Here is a 17,232-nt window from a genome sequence, read left to right as displayed (position 1 = left end):
CCATTTAGTTGACAGATGATGCGCTCATGGATGAAACATTATTGTGAACAGATTATTTTCCTCACATGTGATGCCTTTCCGCGCCCTCATCGACGCTTGTTGGAAAGAAAAATATACCGCTTCTCGCTTTACCCGCGACCTGATCGCCGGGATAACCGTTGGGATCATTGCCATTCCGCTGGCGATGGCCCTGGCAATAGGCAGTGGCGTGGCACCGCAGTACGGCTTGTATACCTCAGCCGTGGCTGGGATTGTTATCGCCCTTACCGGGGGGTCACGTTTTAGCGTATCTGGCCCAACCGCCGCCTTCGTGGTGATTCTGTATCCGGTGTCGCAACAGTTTGGGCTGGCAGGCCTGCTGGTCGCAACGCTAATGTCCGGGATATTCCTGATCCTTTTCGGCCTCGCCCGTTTTGGTCGCCTGATCGAATATATCCCGGTATCCGTTACGTTAGGTTTTACATCGGGTATTGGTATCACCATCGGTACCATGCAGATTAAAGATTTTCTCGGTCTGCAAATGGCCCATGTCCCGGAGCACTACCTGCAAAAGGTCGGCGCGCTGTTTATGGCCCTGCCAACCCTCAACGTTGGCGATGCCGCAATTGGCGTGGTGACGCTGGGGATCCTGATTTTCTGGCCGCGTCTGGGGATCCGACTGCCGGGCCACCTTCCTGCGCTGCTGGCAGGCTGTGCGGTAATGGGGATTGTGAACCTGACCGGCGGCCATGTCGCCACCATCGGTTCTCAGTTCCACTACATTCTGGCTGATGGCTCGCAGGGTAACGGTATCCCGCAGTTGCTGCCGCAACTGGTATTACCGTGGGACATGCCGGAGTCAAACTTTACCCTGAGCTGGAGTTCGTTACAGGCGCTGTTACCGGCCGCCTTCTCCATGGCGATGCTCGGGGCGATTGAATCTCTACTGTGCGCCGTCGTGCTCGATGGGATGACCGGCACCAAGCATAAAGCCAACAGTGAGCTGATTGGCCAGGGCCTGGGTAACATCGTGGCACCGTTCTTCGGTGGTATCACCGCCACGGCGGCAATTGCCCGTTCTGCGGCAAACGTCCGCGCCGGGGCGACCTCACCAATTTCAGCGGTCATCCACGCGATTCTGGTGATCCTTGCCCTGCTGGTGCTTGCGCCGCTGCTTTCCTGGTTACCGCTTTCCGCCATGGCCGCCCTGCTGCTGATGGTGGCATGGAACATGAGTGAAGCGCATAAAGTGGTGGATCTGCTGCGTCATGCGCCAAAAGACGACATCATCGTCATGCTTATGTGTATGTCGCTGACGGTGCTATTCGACATGGTGATCGCCATCAGTGTCGGTATCGTTCTCGCCTCCCTGCTGTTTATGCGTCGTATCGCGCGCATGACGCGTCTGGCGCCGGTCAACGTAGATGTACCTGACGATGTGCTGGTGCTGCGCGTTATTGGCCCACTTTTCTTTGCCGCTGCGGAGGGATTATTTACCGATCTCGAATCGCGTATTGCAGGTAAACGTATTGTGGTCTTAAAGTGGGACGCGGTCCCGGTACTGGATGCCGGTGGTCTGGACGCTTTCCAGCGTTTTGTAAAACGCCTCCCGGAAGGGTGTGAACTGCGGATCAGTAATCTGGAATTCCAGCCGTTACGAACCATGGCGCGCGCGGGCATTCAGCCGATTGCCGGACGCCTGACGTTCTTCCCGAATAAAGACGCCGCGCTGGCAGATATCAGCTGACGTGTAGCCCAGCCAGGCGAAGCGCCGCCGGACTACAAATGACAGGCAAAAAAATGGCTCCCGTGTGTGGGAGCCATTTTTATAATCAGCTTATTGCTTACGCGTTCAGCAGTTGCTCAGCTGTCGCTTTCACGCTTGCCAGCAGGACTTTGACATCCTCCAGACACACCGTGGGGTTCAGCAGCGTCAGCTTCAGGCAGGTTACGCCATCTGCTTCGGTCACGCCAACGTTGGCGCTACCAGAAGCCAGCAGAACGTCGCCAATACGCTGGTTCAACAGCGCAACGAACGCCATGTCGTCACTGTGCGGACGGAAACGGAACAGCACGCTTGCCAGCTGCGGCTCCATCACCAGTTCCAGGTGTGGCTGAGTTTTCACAAACGCAGCCACATCACGCGCCAGCGTTACGCCGTTATCAATGATTTCGGCATACTGCTTTTTGCCCAGCGCTTCGAGACCCATCCACAGCTTCAGCGCGTCAAAACGGCGCGTGGTCTGCAGCGATTTCGACACCAGATTCGGTACGCCCGCCTCTTCATCAAAATCAGAGTTCAGGTACGCCGCCTGGTAACGCATCAGCTCGTAATGACGCGCGTCTTTCAGCAGGAACGCGCCGCAGCTGATGGTCTGGAAGAACTGTTTGTGGAAGTCCAGCGTCACAGAATCCGCCAGTTCAAGGCCGTTCAGGAAGTGACGATACTGCTCAGAAAGCAGTAACGCCCCGCCCCATGCTGCATCCACATGCATCCAGATCTGGTGTTCTGCCGCCAGCGCCGCAATGTCCGCTAACGGGTCGATCGCACCCGCATCGGTAGTACCCGCAGTGGCGACAATCGCCATCACCTGTTCGCCGTTGGCTTTCGCCTGGGCCAGCTTGTCTTTCAGGTCAGCCAGATCCATGCGTGAGAACGCATCAGTCTTCACCTGGGTGACGGAACGGTAACCCAGCCCCATCAGCGCCATGTTCTTCTGCACAGAGAAGTGCGCGCTTTCAGAGCAAAATACTTTGATTTTGCTCAGGTCGCCGGTCAGACCATTCTGCTGAATGGAATGCCCCTGGCGGGCAAAGAAGGCGTCGCGCGCCAGCATCAGGCCCATCAGGTTGCTTTGGGTGCCGCCGCTAGTGAACACGCCCGCGTCGCCTGCCGCATAGCCCACCTGCTCACGCAACCATTCGATCAGTTTGATCTCAATGATGGTCGCCGACGGGCTCTGATCCCAGGAGTCCATACTCTGGTTGGTGGCGTTGATCAACACTTCTGCCGCCTGGCTAATCACCAGGCTCGGGCAGTGCAGGTGCGCCACGCACTGCGCATGGTGAACCAACAAGCTGTCTTTCAGAAAGTATTCAACCGCACGCTCAATAGCGGCCTGGTTGCCCAGGCCCTGAGACGTAAAATTCAGGTTGATACGTTCGCGCAGTTGCTCAACGGTTTTGCCCTGATACATCTCAGGTTGCTTCAACCATTCAACGACCGCTTGCGTACTCTGCTCGATAGCGTCCTGGTAGGCAGCAATGCTTTGTGCCGAGCCGGACAGAATCGGATTTACGTCTGACATTCGATCCAACTCCGTTTAAACCGGCTTCACGCCAGCGCCCAGTAGGGCATTTTCGAATTTATCGAGGAAAATCTCCAGCTCTGCGTTGGTGATCAACAGAGACGGCAGCAGACGCAGTACGCAACCGTTACGGCCGCCACGCTCAAGAATCAGGCCGTTTTCGAAACATTTTTTCTGCAGCAGCGCGGAAAGCTCGCCATCGGCCGGGTAGCAGCCCATGTGATCCTGCGCTTCGTTCGGCTTAACGATTTCCAGACCAATCATCAGGCCCAGACCACGTACCTGGCCGATAACCGGGTAACGTTTCTGCAGGTCAGTCAGTTTGCCTTTCAGCCACTCGCCCTGCGCAGCAACTTTATCGGCAATCTTGTCGTCTTTGAGGATTTTCAGCGTTGTCAGACCGGTCGCCATCGCCAGTTGGTTGCCGCGGAAGGTGCCAGTGTGATGGCCCGGAGCCCACGCATCGAACTGCTTTTTAATGCCCAGTACCGCCAGTGGCAGACCGCCGCCAACCGCTTTGGACATCACGATGATATCCGGCTCAATACCGGCGTGTTCGAAGGCGAACAGTTTACCCGTGCGCGCGAAGCCAGCCTGAACTTCATCGATAATCAGCAGAATGCCGTGTTCCTGGGTCACTTTACGAATACGCTGCAGCCACTCGATCGGAGCCGGGTTTACCCCGCCTTCGCCCTGCACCGCTTCGAGGATCACGGCAGCCGGTTTACGCACGCCGCTCTCAACGTCGTTGATCAGGTTTTCGAAGTAGTAGGTCAATGCTTTGACGCCAGCGTCGCCGCCGATACCCAGCGGGCAACGGTACTGATGCGGATACGGCATAAACTGCACTTCCGCCATCATGTTGCTGACGGCTTCTTTCGGCGACAGGTTGCCGGTCACGGACAGCGCGCCGTGGGTCATCCCGTGGTAGCCACCGGAGAAGCTGATGATGCTGGAACGGCCGGTAACTTTCTTCGCCAGCTTCAGCGCCGCTTCAACGGCATCGGCACCGGACGGCCCGGTGAACTGCAGGCAATACTCTTTGCCCTGGCCCGGTAATAAAGAAAGTAAATACGATGAGAATTCATCTTTTAACGGTGTGGTAAGGTCAAGCGTATGTAACGGTAAGCCGCTTGTGATGACACTTTGAATGCTCTGCAGCACTTCAGGATGATTATGACCAAGCGCCAGGGTTCCGGCACCTGCCAGGCAATCAAGATATTGATTATTTTCTACGTCAGTAATCCAGACGCCCTGCGCTTTAGCAATCGCTAATGGCAGTTTACGTGGATAGCTGCGGACATTAGATTCAAACTCAGCCTGTCTTGCTAAAAAGGTATCATTGCTCTGTGGTAATGAATTAGCACTTAAAGTATCAATACGGACTTTATCCGTCATCATATCACTCCTACAACCAGGTGTAGATTAACGCCTGATTGAATAAATGGTTATAAGGGTTACCTGTAAAAAAGCGCGGCTAATATATGTTGTTTTAGCCCTGGACTCAATCATTTATTTTTCAACACATTTAGCGGGTGTTTTTTCTTTATAATTCAAAGTGTAACAGCCACCCTTCATTACGAAATCCTAAAGAAATATATCTATTTAATTAACAATTACCGTAGCCAATTGCAACGCATACGATGTTATAAAAACCATGTAATTTTCATGTTTTTATTATTTTTTTACACGTTTTTACCATTAATAATGTACGCGTTTTCTTGTTACGACATGATTTTTCACTTATTTGTCGATAAATCGAATAAAAAAGTCGATCCCTAAATATAAATCACTTAGTATGGCGCGCTTATTTGCAGGCTATGTAAATAAAATTAATGCGCAGCACCCGGTAACGCGTACAGGCGACACGCGTTTTCGACAACAGGAATTCCCTGGGTTGTCAGCAGAAATGTTCGCGGGCGGACATTTCGTAAGGCGAACACCGTTTCCCCTTATGCCGAGAATGAAAATTTTCTAGCCATACTTTTATGGCGCCCTGATATGAGATTGTTATGACTCGCATTTATCCACCATCCGTCGTTGCCAAATTTGGCGGCACCAGCGTCGCTGATTTTGATGCGATGAACCGAAGCGCCAGCATTGTCCTTGCTGATCAAGATGTCCGTTTAGTCGTACTGTCTGCTTCAGCAGGCGTTACAAACTTACTGGTCGAGCTTTCTGAAGGTCTGGAAACGCATCAACAATTAGATAAGCTTGAGACCTTACGCGCCATCCAATACAACATTATTTCCCGCCTGAAGCAGCCGTCCGTTATCAGCACGGAAATCGATAATCTTCTCAACAACATCCGCCATCTTGCACAAACGGCGACCGTTTCACCGTCTGATGCGCTAAGCGATGAATTGGTCAGTCACGGCGAGCTGATGTCCTCTTTACTGTTTACTGAAGTCTTACGTGAACGGCATGCCGAGGCCGGGTGGTTTGACGCCCGCAGCGTGATGCGTACCAACTCCAGTTTCGGCTGCGCCGAACCCGAACTCGGTACCTTGCACCACCTGGTGGAGACTCACCTGCGCCCTCGTCTTGAGCAAGCGATTATGGTGACCCAGGGGTTTATCGGCCGGGATGCCGCAGGGCATACCACTACGCTGGGACGCGGTGGTAGTGATTACACGGCGACGCTTCTCGGTGAGGCGCTTCACGCCGCACGCGTGGACATCTGGACCGATGTCGCAGGGATCTACACCACCGATCCGCGTATTGCGCCGCGGGCCAAACGGATTGACCACATCTCATTTTCCGAGGCCAGCGATATGGCCGCCTTTGGTGCGAAGGTCCTCCACCCGGCTACGCTGCTTCCGGCAATGCGTAAAAGCATTCCGGTCTTTGTTGGCTCAAGTAAGGATACGGCTGCCGGTGGTACGCTGGTGCATAACACCACCGACAACCCACCTCGCTATCGTGCGCTTGCCGTGCGCCGTAAACAGACGCTGTTGCGATTACATAGTCTGGAGACACAACCGTCCGGTTCTTTCCTGGCGCAGTCCTTCGCCATTTTAGCTCGCCACGCGGTCACGGTGGATTTGGTTACAACCTCAGAAAACAGTATTGCGCTGGCGCTGGACGCGACTCACGCAACCTCAGGTGAAAATCATATACTGACCAGCGCATTGTTTACCGCATTATCCTCCCACTGTAGTGTGGAAGTGGAAACCGGACTGGCATTGGTGACTTTGGTGGGGAATCGACTGACTCAGGCGGCGGGTGTTTGCAAAGACGTTTTTGCCTGGCTTGAAGAGCATACGGTGCGAATGATTTGCCACGGCGCGTCAAATGACAACCTGTGTTTCCTGTTGCCCGCTGAAGACGCGGATAGCGCGGTTAAAACGTTACATTATCGGTTATTCGAATAACGTTTCTTATATTCCGTAGCGAATATAAAAGTGCGTTCTATGCAAGGATAATGAACAAGCAGAGTCCTGGTTTTTCAACCAGGACTTTGTATTCAAACCGCAGCCCTCTCTACCGGGAAACGATTTAGTTATGACGATGAGTGGTATCACCGCGACGACAGCGTTTGTCATAATGGCGTACCCACCAGTAACGGTCACTGATTTGCTCGTGCCCGCCCACTCTGGCTCCCGCCAACCACAGAACACCACCTACAAAAATACTGAGCACGGCACCATGTGCGAAAAACTGTGGCAGATTAAATTGCGGCAATTGGTTTAAAATAGAGTAACCAACCCCCCCCACCATCACCACCAACCCTAAAGCCATGAGCACGTTACCGAGTAACGAAGCGTTTTTGCGTTTCATGTGTCACCTCCGGAACTTTGGGTTGCTACAGGGAATACCCCTAATCCTTATGTGTAAAGTATAGACAACACTGCCGTTCGCAAGTGCGGGAGCGATCACAATTACAAACACTCGCGCAACAAAACTTTACAAATAAGCTACTGAACATACTCAATTTCTAATAGTCCATTTGTGCAATTATTCAGTTTTTGGCGATTAGAACGCAGTTTTTTGTCAAGAGCAGCGTCAGACAGTAAACTACACGTCGTTTATGGAAACACTCAGGACAAAACACGTGACGATTAAATTGATTGTCGGCCTGGCGAACCCCGGCGCAGAGTATGCGGCAACGCGACATAACGCAGGCGCATGGTATGTCGATTTACTGGCAGAGAGATTACGCGCGCCCCTGCGTGATGAGCCGAAATTCTTCGGCTACACCTCCAGAGTAACGCTCGAAGGGGAAGATGTCCGTTTGCTGGTACCGACCACATTTATGAATCTCAGCGGCAAGGCAGTGAGTGCGATGGCCAGTTTTTATCGTATCAACCCCGATGAAATTTTGGTCGCGCACGACGAATTAGACCTGCCGCCTGGCGTGGCAAAATTTAAGCTCGGTGGCGGTCATGGCGGACATAATGGCCTGAAAGACATCATCAGCAAGTTGGGCAATAACCCCAACTTTCATCGTTTACGCGTGGGAATTGGTCATCCGGGTGATAAAAACAAAGTTGTCGGATTTGTTTTAGGCAAACCGCCTGTTTCAGAACAGAAGTTAATTGATGAAGCAATTGACGAAGCGGCACGTTGTACCGAGATTTTATTCAAAGATGGCCTGACCAAGGCAACGAGCCGGTTACACACCTTTAAAGCGCAATAAGCAGCGATGTGCGGCATTTTTCTCGCGTGCTGTGTATAATAGGCAGAGTTATTTACTTTTCTACAATCTGTTTTCCATAACAGGTTGAATATCAAAAGATTAAGGTGATTTAAACATGGGATTCAAATGCGGTATCGTCGGTTTGCCAAACGTAGGCAAATCCACCCTGTTCAACGCGCTCACAAAAGCGGGTATTGAAGCGGCAAACTTCCCGTTCTGTACTATCGAGCCGAACACAGGTGTTGTCCCGATGCCCGATCCGCGTCTGGATCAGTTGGCCGAAATCGTCAAACCGCAGCGTATCCTGCCAACAACGATGGAATTCGTCGACATTGCCGGTCTGGTAAAAGGCGCGTCCAAAGGCGAAGGTCTGGGTAACCAGTTCCTGACTAACATCCGTGAAACCGAAGCTATCGGCCACGTGGTTCGCTGCTTTGAAAACGACAACATCATCCACGTTAATAACAAAGTGGATCCGGCTGACGACATTGAGGTTATCAATACCGAACTGGCGCTGTCTGACCTGGATACCTGTGAGCGCGCTATCCATCGCGTACAGAAGAAGGCTAAAGGCGGCGATAAAGACGCTAAAGCGGAACTGGCTGCACTGGAAAAATGCCTGCCACAGCTGGAAAACGCTGGCATGCTGCGTGCGTTGAAAACGCTGACCGATGAAGACAAAGCGGCTATCAAATACCTGAGCTTCCTGACGTTGAAGCCAACGATGTATATCGCCAACGTCAACGAAGACGGTTTTGAAAACAACCCATACCTCGATAAAGTGCGTGAAATCGCCGCAGCTGAAGGCTCCGTGGTTGTTGCAGTTTGCGCTGCCGTTGAAGCTGACATCGCAGAACTCGATGATGCTGACCGTGAAGAATTCATGGCTGAAATGGGTCTGGAAGAACCTGGTCTGAACCGCGTTATCCGCGCTGGTTACGAACTGCTGAACCTGCAGACCTACTTCACCGCTGGCGTGAAAGAAGTTCGTGCATGGACCATTCCTGTTGGCGCAACGGCTCCGCAGGCGGCGGGTAAAATTCATACTGACTTCGAGAAAGGCTTTATCCGCGCACAAACCATCGCGTTTGAAGATTTCATCACCTATAAAGGTGAACAAGGCGCGAAAGAAGCCGGTAAGATGCGTGCAGAAGGTAAAGATTACATCGTTAAAGATGGTGATGTGATGAACTTCCTGTTCAACGTCTAAATAAAACTTCTCGTCTCATGAGGTTTCATCAAATCTCATGAATATCGAAAAAGTCTATAAAATCCACGCAATTGCGTGGATTTTCTCATTTCATAGAGTGTAAATCCATCTCGTAACGACACAGTCAAAAATGAGTACGTGGATGAGCACAACATTCTGCCATCTTCATTTTTAGTGGGTACGATAACGGTATAATTAATAAACAAGGCTCGTTAGGTTCACTGATACGCACTGCCAAGCCGAAAGAAAAACTCTATCGTCTCAATGACTTCAACGGTCTCTACCTCGAAGTGAAACCCAATGGCAAAAAGGCATGGTGCTATCGGTTTAGACTCAACGGTAAATCCAGCATGTTTGCGCTGGGTGAGAACCCGACAGTCAAACTTGCCGAAGCCCACGAGAAATGCGAGCAAGCGCGAAAGCAGGTCGCGGATGGAGTTAGCCCAACACAGGCTCGTCAGTTAGATAAGATTCGCAAGGTCAACGACGCATCCAACACCTTTGAGCTAATCGCAAAAGAGTGGTTGCAGATGAAAGACTGGGCCGAAATCACCAAAACGCGCCGACTTGATATGCTTAAACGAGTAGTTTTTCCCGCAACCGGTAAGCTCCCAGTCAGAGAGATCACTCCACACCACATCCTTAAAATTCTTCAGGAAACGGCTAAGCGCGGCGCTCCGACCGTTGCCGCTGAAGCTCGTCGAACCATTTCATCAGTTTTCGAGTTAGCAGTCGCGACACTTAGAGCTGATAGTGATCCTGTCTGGCCTGTGCGCAAGGCCCTCCCCGCCAATAAGACACAGCACAAACAGGCACTGAATCCGCAGCAAATCGGGAAGCTATTAAGCTGTTTTGACAACAGTCGTGGCTCATATCAGGTTAACTATTGCATGTGGCTTATGTGGTGGACGCTGGCGCGACCAGCCGAAGTAACTGAGGCAGAATGGACAGAATTCGATCTCGATAACGCACTGTGGACTATTCCGTCAACGCGAATGAAAGCCCGCAGAGAACACGTTATTCCCCTTCCCTCCCAGGCTGTCAACATGCTCAGAACGCTACAGGGATTAACCGGGCATCGACAGCACCTTTTTCTGGGCAGGGATAATCCGAAAGGTCCAATGACATCACACTCCCTTCGCCAGCTACTTAAAAGCCTAGGCTGGAGTGGCATTTATAGCCCCCATGCTACCAGAACTACAGGAAGTACGCGTTTAAACGAAATGGGCTATCGACCTGATGCTATTGAAGCTCAACTTGCTCATGCTGACATCAACAATGTTCGTCGCACATACAACCATGCAACTTATCTTGATGAGCGTAAAGTGATGATGCAGGAATGGGCTGATATGTTGGACAAATGGGTAGCAGGATTCGAGTAGAGCTTGCTGTACTTAGTGAACCACGAGGATAGAACTCATTCCTCAGGGTCCACTTTGTGCCCGGAGCGGACCTTGTTGTTGAGTGAGTATGGATTTTAAAGAGTTCAGGTATCCGACTACTTGCCCCGTAAACGGAGCTAAAGCGGCGCAACATTCTCCATAAAATGCTGGAAAACGTAGAGATCGGAAAGTAGTTCAAATTTTTCGACATTCGTGTAAGCCATCGCTGCCAGTCACATATCTTTCATTCAGCGTATGAGTGACAGCGTCATCACTGATGGACAGAATCACCTGAACTTCCAACACAGATCATTGTTATCCACTATCTACTTTGCTACGTTCATCTATAACAGAAAGCCGTATGCAAACGCTAGCGGCCAACACAACAAGAGGTAGATAAAAATGGCAAAGGGTGTTCGTATTTTACCCGAAACACAGGGTTCTCGCTTCAGGAAAGAGATGCGTGCTTTAAACAAAGCGGAGAAAAAAGGTATTACCGAGAAAGAACTTGCAAACGAAATGACCAAGGATATGGCTAACCCAGACTCAGCGGAAACACTGATTCAAGCAGCAACGGTGATCCGCTATATGAAAGGGGTTAAACAAGGTGAAACTCCTCTGGCTAATGCTATGGACAGACTTACTAACCCTGGAACTAACCCAGGCGGCGCAGGTGAACCAGAACCTGCATAATTTTGTTTCGGAGGGGCTTTAATGCCCCTTCTTTTAGACAGAATCACCTGACTGACTTGGTTGACCCTGACCCAAGATCCTATTCCATTCAGAAACAGAGTTCCGGCATGATGACTACTCCCATGAGCGGAGGTCGTGCCGATGAAAAAGTCACGATTTACCGAAGAGCAGATTGCCTTTGCCCTGAAACAGGCCGAACTGGGTACGAGCGTGCCCGAAGTCTGCTGTAAGCTGGATATCTCTGATGCCACATTTTACACTTGGCGCAAAAAATACGGCGGGATTTCCCCTTCTGAGCTGAAGCACATACGGCAGCTTGAGGAAGAGAATCTCAGGCTGAAGAAGCTGGTTGCCGACCTCCGCCTCGACAAAGCCATGCTGCAGAAAGTACTGGCAAAAAAGAACTGGCGCTGGCGCGCCTGCGCGAATGGATCCGTGACCTGCAGACACATTACGGGGCCAGCAAGAGGCAGGTCTGTTTGCACTACAGGTCAGCCGCAGCTCTTTCCGCTACCGCTCTGTTGCGGTAGACGACAGTGCACTCCGCTTACGAATCAGGGGTATAACCGAAATCCGGATCCATTATGGCTACCGCAGAGTTCACGCCATGCTCAGGCGGGAGACTGGCGGGATAATCACAAACGCATTTACCAGCTCTATCGCGAACAGGCTCTGTCTCTGCGTCTGAAACGCCCACGGCGGAACAAATCGGCGCAGCGGCGACAACCGCAGCCTCAGGGGCTGTATTCGAATCATGTCTGGGCATGGGTTTTGTCTCTGACGCCTTATTTTACGTGTGTCGGTTACGTCTGCTGACAGTCATTGGTCTCTACACGCGTGAATGTCCGGGGATTTGCGTGGGTCAGAATCAGTGCTCAACGGAGGTTGCAGAGATGCTGAACGCCATTGCGCTCAGACGTCCCTTACCACAATTGCTGAAAACTGATAACGGACTACCGTTTGAATCAACAGTTTTTGCGCACAAGGATCCTGCCATCTAATACAAAGGCGATGGTTCATTTTTGTATCCGATATCGCTCATCTCCTTTCGGCTTATAAATATGCTTACCATGACATACAAGGGTCCGAATGGCCCGACAGGACTTAACACAGCATTTTGGGAAACCATGGGCGTTGAGCATTATCTAATGGTCGCGATGCGCCTTACGGCCCGTTGAATCACGTCCCATGGCTTATTTCATAATACCCTTTGTAATCAATATCCTGCTTTACTATTGCATGCGCCACTCTGGCGACTTTTGTTGCTACAGCCGTCATGGCTTTTCTTTTCTGATCTGGCTTATCTCCATTTTCCCGAATATAACGTTCATATTTGTAGCGGAAGCTGTTTTCTCTCGTTCTTACGGCTACGGTGGCGGCAAGCCAGAAGGCATATCTTAATCGCGCATTTCCACGTTTCGACAATCTGTAACCACTGTGCTTTTGCCCGCTCTGGCTGGCGGAAAGATTAAAACCGCAAAAGTTGAGGTACTGCCGGTAATGAGCGAAACGTGTTAGATCACCGCTTTCAGCAATTATCATAAGGGCAATGATAGCGCCAATACCGGGGATCGTACGTAAGTGTCTGTAGTCACTCCGTTCCTGTAAATAATTTTCTGCCTGCTTTTCAAGCTGCAATCGCTGTGCCGAAAGCCCGACATAACGATGAAGTTGTAATCTGAACGTGGTCACTGCCAGAGAATCTTCTGACAACGGTAATGCAATGGAATCCGCAGCAACATCATAGAGATGTTCAAGAAACTGCTTTTTATACTGTTTCCTGCCAACAACATCCCATGACTGTTTTACAAACAAATCCCGGTTCAATGATGTAATACAAGACGGTGTAGGGAATTGAAGTAAAAACTGACAGAACCACTCTGCCCGGGACATATGCAGAAATTGCTCAGCCTCAGGGAAATAAAGGGTCAGATAGTGGTTAACCAGGCTGTTCAGGCATCGGGTTCGAGCCAGAGTAACCTGATGGTATGTGTTTGATATCTCCTGTATATCGATAATGCCATTCGCCAGAGGATCATAAAATGGTGAAGATAATCCCTGTTCGAGCAAATACATAATGACACTGGCATCTTTGCGATCATTTTTATCCCATGTCTTAAACAGCATCTCACGAGCTCGCGCACATCTGACAGATGAAACAAGATGGCATTTTACTCCCTGCTTATGTAACCACCATGCAATGTTGCGGTGATAATCAGCTGTAGGTTCAAAGGCCGCGATAATATCATCATGGGGGGAAGCGGTGAGCGCAAGCAATCGGTTGAACCCTTCCAGTGTATTTTCAATACGCAGGTAAGATGTTCGTCCATCCGGGTGTCTAATTTTTGCATCATGATGTTTTTTAGCGATATCCAGGGCAATCAGTGTCCCCGACAGGCTGGTGTTACTGACAAGAGTATTCATTGATTTTCTCCACTTGCGACAGGCATTACAAGTTGTAGAAAATGGCTGGGTAAAACGCGAACTGGATGCATTCAATAGGTATCACGGTTCTGAATTTGCAGGGAAAATGCTAGACAAATGGGTGTACGCAAGAGGGATCCGAATAGACTTCTCACGACCGGGAACACCAACGGATAATGCTACAGTGGAGTCATTCAATGGCAGGTTGCGACAGGAGTCGCCTGAACGAAAACTGGTTCATGTCGCTGGAGGATGCACAGTGCAAAATCGAAGCCTGGCGCATACACTATAACCAGAGACACCATCATTCTTCGCTGGGCTGGATGACCCCGTCCGAATTTGCTGAAACGTCTGCCGGTTGCCAGAACATGCAACCAACATGAAGCCGGTTATTCCTGATTATGACTGGAGCATATTCAGGGTCAGGGTCAGGAGAGTAAGCATAGGCCAAGAAAGCCTTGAATATCAGCAGGAAAAATGTATTATTAATAGTTAATATTCCTCATAGTTATCATGTTCTTTTAAGGAAAGTGCGGTAGCTTTCCATTTGCATAATTCACTGCTGGTCAGCATAAAATGAAAATAAAATTATTCGACGCTGGTAATGGGGATGCAATTCTGCTTGAAAGTGGAGAAACTGTACTACTTTTCGACGGCGGAACTACAGCATCTTATAAGAAATGGAAATGTAAGCTCGAATTGGGTGATGCTGCCAACTTACTGATTTAGTGTATGATGGTGTTTTTGAGGTGCTCCAGTGGCTTCTGTTTCTATCAGTTGTCCCTCCTGCTCAGCTACTGAAGGCGTAGTGCGTAACGGTAAAAGTACTGCCGGACATCAGCGCTATCTCTGCTCTCACTGCCGTAAAACATGGCAGCTACAGTTCACTTACACCGCCTCTCAGCCCGGTACACACCAGAAAATCATTGATATGGCCATGAATGGCGTCGGATGCCGCGCCAGTGCACGAATTATGGGCATTGGCCTCAACACGATTTTACGACACTTAAAAAACTCAGGCCGCAGTCGGTAAACTCACGTATACAACCGGGCAGTGACGTCATTGTTTGCGCGGAAATGGACGAACAGTGGGGTTACGTCGGCGCTAAATCCCGCCAGCGCTGGTTGTTTTACGCGTATGACAGGATACGGAGGACGGTTGTGGCGCACGTATTCGGTGAACGCACGTTGGCCACGCTGGAGCGTCTTCTTGGCCTGCTGTCGGCCTTTGAGGTCGTGGTATGGATGACGGATGGCTGGCCGCTTTATGAATCACGCCTGAAGGGAGAACTGCACGTTATCAGCAAGCGATATACGCAGCGCATTGAGCGGCATAACCTGAATCTGAGGCAGCATCTGGCAAGGCTGGGCAGGAAGTCACTGTCGTTCTCAAAATCGGTGGAGCTGCATGACAAAGTCATCGGGCATTATCTGAACATAAAACACTATCAATAAGTTGGAGTCATTACCCGATAATCGTGTTCACAAATTGGATCTGCTGACTGTCAAAGCGGGTTTCATCAAGATAATCAGACCCAAAAATGGACTCTTGCACACCAACGCTACGTAGTATTGCTTGTCTCTCGCCCTTAGTTTCAAGTTTGTCGAGACGTCTGATGAACAACAGACAGGTGAACTGTTCAATTACCGAAACGGGATTAGCGATTCCGCCGGTCCAAAAGTTGGCCCAGATCTCATCGATCTGATCACGTAGCTTACCTGTTAACATATGATTCCCTGTTACTTTGACTTCCCTGACTGTCATATCAGGGATAGCAAATAGGGGGCTGGACATGGCCAGCGAATGTTGAGCTATTGTACCAACGAAAAGAGTTTCTTTGGTGGTTTTTCCCACCATGACCTCGAGTTAGATGAAAAAATGAGCAAAGAAAAAACTGAAAACTCAGAGTCATGTATTAGCAAAAGTACTTTGGCTAAAAGATGATATCGAATATTATTGTGAAGATATACGAAAGCAGCGACAGCAACAAGAAAGATGAGTATAGAAGTGAGTACATAATTAAAATCAAATAATATAAACACCATAAAATCAGTCATATATCAAACTAATCATCGTTCAACGTCTAAACAAAACTTCTCGTCTCATGAGGTTTCATCAAATCTCATGAATATTGAAAAAGTCTATAAAATCCACGCAATTGCGTGGATTTTTCATTTCATAGAGTGTAAATCCATCTCGTAACGAGACAGTACAAACAAGGACTCGTTATGCTCACCGGCACTCAATGCCGTAATGCTAAACCTAAAGTTGACCTGTACCACGAAGTAAAACCTTACAGGCAAAAAATAATCCTCAGATGTCGCTGCCGTTTTATGAATTTCATTCATAGCGGCTATTTAATGTGCGTAATTATCTTTCCTCCCGACTTCGTTAGTCTTGGTCACATGCGGACACACTCATTATGTCCTGATATGACCAGCCTGAGTGGCTGGCCAAAGGTATCGTCTGATAGGGGTTAAATACTCTTATCGAAGAAGACGTCCAGCTTTTGCAAAGCCTTGTCGACGTACTCAGGAACCCAATACGTCTCGATATGGGTAGCGCCATCGATCAGGAAGAGTTCTTTGTCTTTTGTACCGGTGGCTTTCGCAAACGCATCTTCCGTCATATAGAGCGTATCCGCTTTTGTGCCAGCAATCATCAGCAGCGGTTTATTGATGAGATTGATATGGTCCGTAACGTCAAAACTCATCAAATCTAACAGGCTGCTTGTCGGTAAGCGTCGTCTGAGTACCGTCTGGTCCCGAATCCAGGATCCTGTAACTTAAGCACCCACTTATTTTGCAGGTGGACACCTCATGCGCGCTAAAGAAAGACTTCCCCGGAAACACTATTCCCCTGAATTCAAAATGGAACTGGTCAGGCTGGCTCTTGAAGAAGAAGGCAGTATTGCCGCACTGGCCCGGAAACATGACGTCAATGATAACCTGCTCTTTAAATGGATAAGGCTCTGGCAGCGTGAAGGGCGGGTCTGTCGGCCCCGAAAAAACTCATCGTCGCTTCCTGCCCTGATACCCGTGCAGCTTCAGGCGGGCTCTTCTCTCCCAACCTTCGAACTACCATCCTGCTCTCCTCCCGCTACCTGCCACATAAAATGTCGGGGAGGAGAAATAACACTGACTCATCCCTCTGCTGAACTCATGAGCACTGTCCTGCGCGAACTGATGCGGGGGCCGGTATGATAAATCTTCCCGCAGGCACAAAAATCTGGCTGGTTGCCGGTATCACCGATATGCGCAACGGCTTCAATGGCCTCGCCGCAAAGGTGCAGACCGCGCTGAAAGATGACCCGATGTCCGGCCACGTCTTCATCTTCCGGGGACGCAGCGGCAGTCAGGTAAAACTGCTCTGGTCCACCGGCGATGGTCTGTGCCTGCTGACAAAGCGACTGGAACGTGGTCGCTTCGCCTGGCCCTCAGCCCGCGATGGCAAAGTGTTCCTGACGCCGGCGCAACTGGCGATGCTGATGGAAGGTATCGACTGGCGACAGCCAAAGCGGTTACTGACATCCCTGACCATGTTGTAGCGCTCTTTATCCTGGTTGTCGCAGAATAAGCCTGGTAAAATACAGGCTT

The 17,232-nt window shown here is 50.2% G+C and carries 13 protein-coding genes and 3 pseudogenes; 10 read left to right on the top strand and 6 right to left on the bottom strand.

Annotation, left to right across the window (positions count from 1 at the left end; genetic code table 11):
- Positions 1-70: 70 nt before the first annotated feature.
- Positions 71-1,726 carry a C4-dicarboxylic acid transporter DauA gene (gene dauA / locus HV229_RS11170; protein WP_016153297.1) on the top strand — a complete coding sequence of 552 codons (1,656 nt, stop codon included), beginning with the start codon at positions 71-73 and terminating at the stop codon, positions 1,724-1,726.
- Between the two features lie 97 nt (positions 1,727-1,823).
- Here the strand turns inward: dauA and HV229_RS11165 are convergent, their stop codons facing one another.
- Complete coding sequence (locus HV229_RS11165) at positions 1,824-3,287, bottom strand: aspartate aminotransferase family protein (protein WP_016156743.1); 1,464 nt, start codon at positions 3,285-3,287, stop codon at positions 1,824-1,826.
- Positions 3,288-3,302: 15 nt separating this feature from the next.
- A complete protein-coding gene (locus HV229_RS11160; RefSeq protein ID WP_019076946.1) occupies positions 3,303-4,688 on the bottom strand; it encodes a diaminobutyrate--2-oxoglutarate transaminase in 1,386 nt (461 codons plus the stop codon).
- 611 nt (positions 4,689-5,299) lie between these two features.
- Here HV229_RS11160 and lysC point away from each other — a divergent pair.
- Positions 5,300-6,661, top strand: coding sequence for a lysine-sensitive aspartokinase 3 (gene lysC / locus HV229_RS11155; protein ID WP_181547578.1), 1,362 nt, complete (start codon positions 5,300-5,302; stop codon positions 6,659-6,661).
- A gap of 124 nt (positions 6,662-6,785) precedes the next feature.
- On the opposite strand, the gene ychH is transcribed toward lysC, so the two are convergent.
- Complete coding sequence (ychH, locus tag HV229_RS11150; protein WP_016153301.1) at positions 6,786-7,067, bottom strand: stress-induced protein YchH; 282 nt, start codon at positions 7,065-7,067, stop codon at positions 6,786-6,788.
- A gap of 274 nt (positions 7,068-7,341) precedes the next feature.
- Between ychH and pth the strand changes: the two genes are divergently transcribed.
- The 5 genes and pseudogenes from pth to HV229_RS11125 form a co-directional block, all read left to right on the top strand.
- Entirely contained in the window at positions 7,342-7,926 is a 585-nt protein-coding gene (gene pth / locus HV229_RS11145; RefSeq protein ID WP_046275292.1) for an aminoacyl-tRNA hydrolase, read from the top strand.
- A gap of 115 nt (positions 7,927-8,041) precedes the next feature.
- Positions 8,042-9,136: a redox-regulated ATPase YchF gene (ychF, locus tag HV229_RS11140; protein WP_016153303.1), complete on the top strand. Its 1,095-nt coding sequence runs from the start codon at positions 8,042-8,044 to the stop codon at positions 9,134-9,136.
- Positions 9,137-9,357: 221 nt separating this feature from the next.
- Positions 9,358-10,518, top strand: a complete 1,161-nt coding sequence (locus HV229_RS11135; protein WP_181547703.1) for a tyrosine-type recombinase/integrase — start codon at positions 9,358-9,360, stop codon at positions 10,516-10,518.
- A gap of 402 nt (positions 10,519-10,920) precedes the next feature.
- Positions 10,921-11,211: a hypothetical protein gene (locus HV229_RS11130; protein ID WP_073464689.1), complete on the top strand. Its 291-nt coding sequence runs from the start codon at positions 10,921-10,923 to the stop codon at positions 11,209-11,211.
- Positions 11,212-11,352: 141 nt separating this feature from the next.
- Positions 11,353-12,164, top strand: a pseudogene (locus tag HV229_RS11125) (transposase); the annotation flags it as partial.
- Between the two features lie 226 nt (positions 12,165-12,390).
- Here HV229_RS11125 and HV229_RS11120 read toward each other — a convergent pair.
- Positions 12,391-13,635 (bottom strand): IS110 family transposase, encoded by a 1,245-nt coding sequence (locus HV229_RS11120; protein ID WP_181547525.1) that lies wholly within the window; start codon positions 13,633-13,635, stop codon positions 12,391-12,393.
- An 82-nt stretch (positions 13,636-13,717) separates the two neighbouring features.
- Between HV229_RS11120 and HV229_RS26285 the strand changes: the two are divergent.
- Positions 13,718-14,018: pseudogene (locus HV229_RS26285) on the top strand (integrase core domain-containing protein); the annotation flags it as partial.
- 374 nt (positions 14,019-14,392) lie between these two features.
- Positions 14,393-15,090 (top strand): IS1 family transposase gene (locus tag HV229_RS11105; protein ID WP_249417763.1). Its coding sequence is split into 2 segments (ribosomal slippage): positions 14,393-14,642 and positions 14,642-15,090, totalling 699 coding nucleotides; the frame shifts between segments, so codons are not numbered across the junction.
- Positions 15,091-15,100: 10 nt separating this feature from the next.
- On the opposite strand, the gene HV229_RS11100 is transcribed toward HV229_RS11105, so the two are convergent.
- Positions 15,101-15,493: a type I restriction-modification system subunit M N-terminal domain-containing protein gene (locus tag HV229_RS11100; protein ID WP_181547571.1), complete on the bottom strand. Its 393-nt coding sequence runs from the start codon at positions 15,491-15,493 to the stop codon at positions 15,101-15,103.
- 619 nt (positions 15,494-16,112) lie between these two features.
- A pseudogene (locus HV229_RS11095) lies at positions 16,113-16,370 on the bottom strand (alpha/beta hydrolase); the annotation flags it as partial.
- Positions 16,371-16,835: 465 nt separating this feature from the next.
- Between HV229_RS11095 and tnpB the strand changes: the two are divergent.
- On the top strand, positions 16,836-17,183 hold the full coding sequence (gene tnpB, locus HV229_RS11085; protein WP_000609174.1) for an IS66 family insertion sequence element accessory protein TnpB: 348 nt from the start codon (positions 16,836-16,838) through the stop codon (positions 17,181-17,183).
- Positions 17,184-17,232: the final 49 nt, after the last annotated feature.

This window comes from Citrobacter sp. RHBSTW-00524, assembly GCF_013747755.1.
Taxonomy (GTDB): domain Bacteria; phylum Pseudomonadota; class Gammaproteobacteria; order Enterobacterales; family Enterobacteriaceae; genus Citrobacter; species Citrobacter braakii.
The sequence above is the reverse complement of the archived record's forward strand: the minus strand, read 5'-3'. Positions and strand labels throughout refer to the sequence as shown.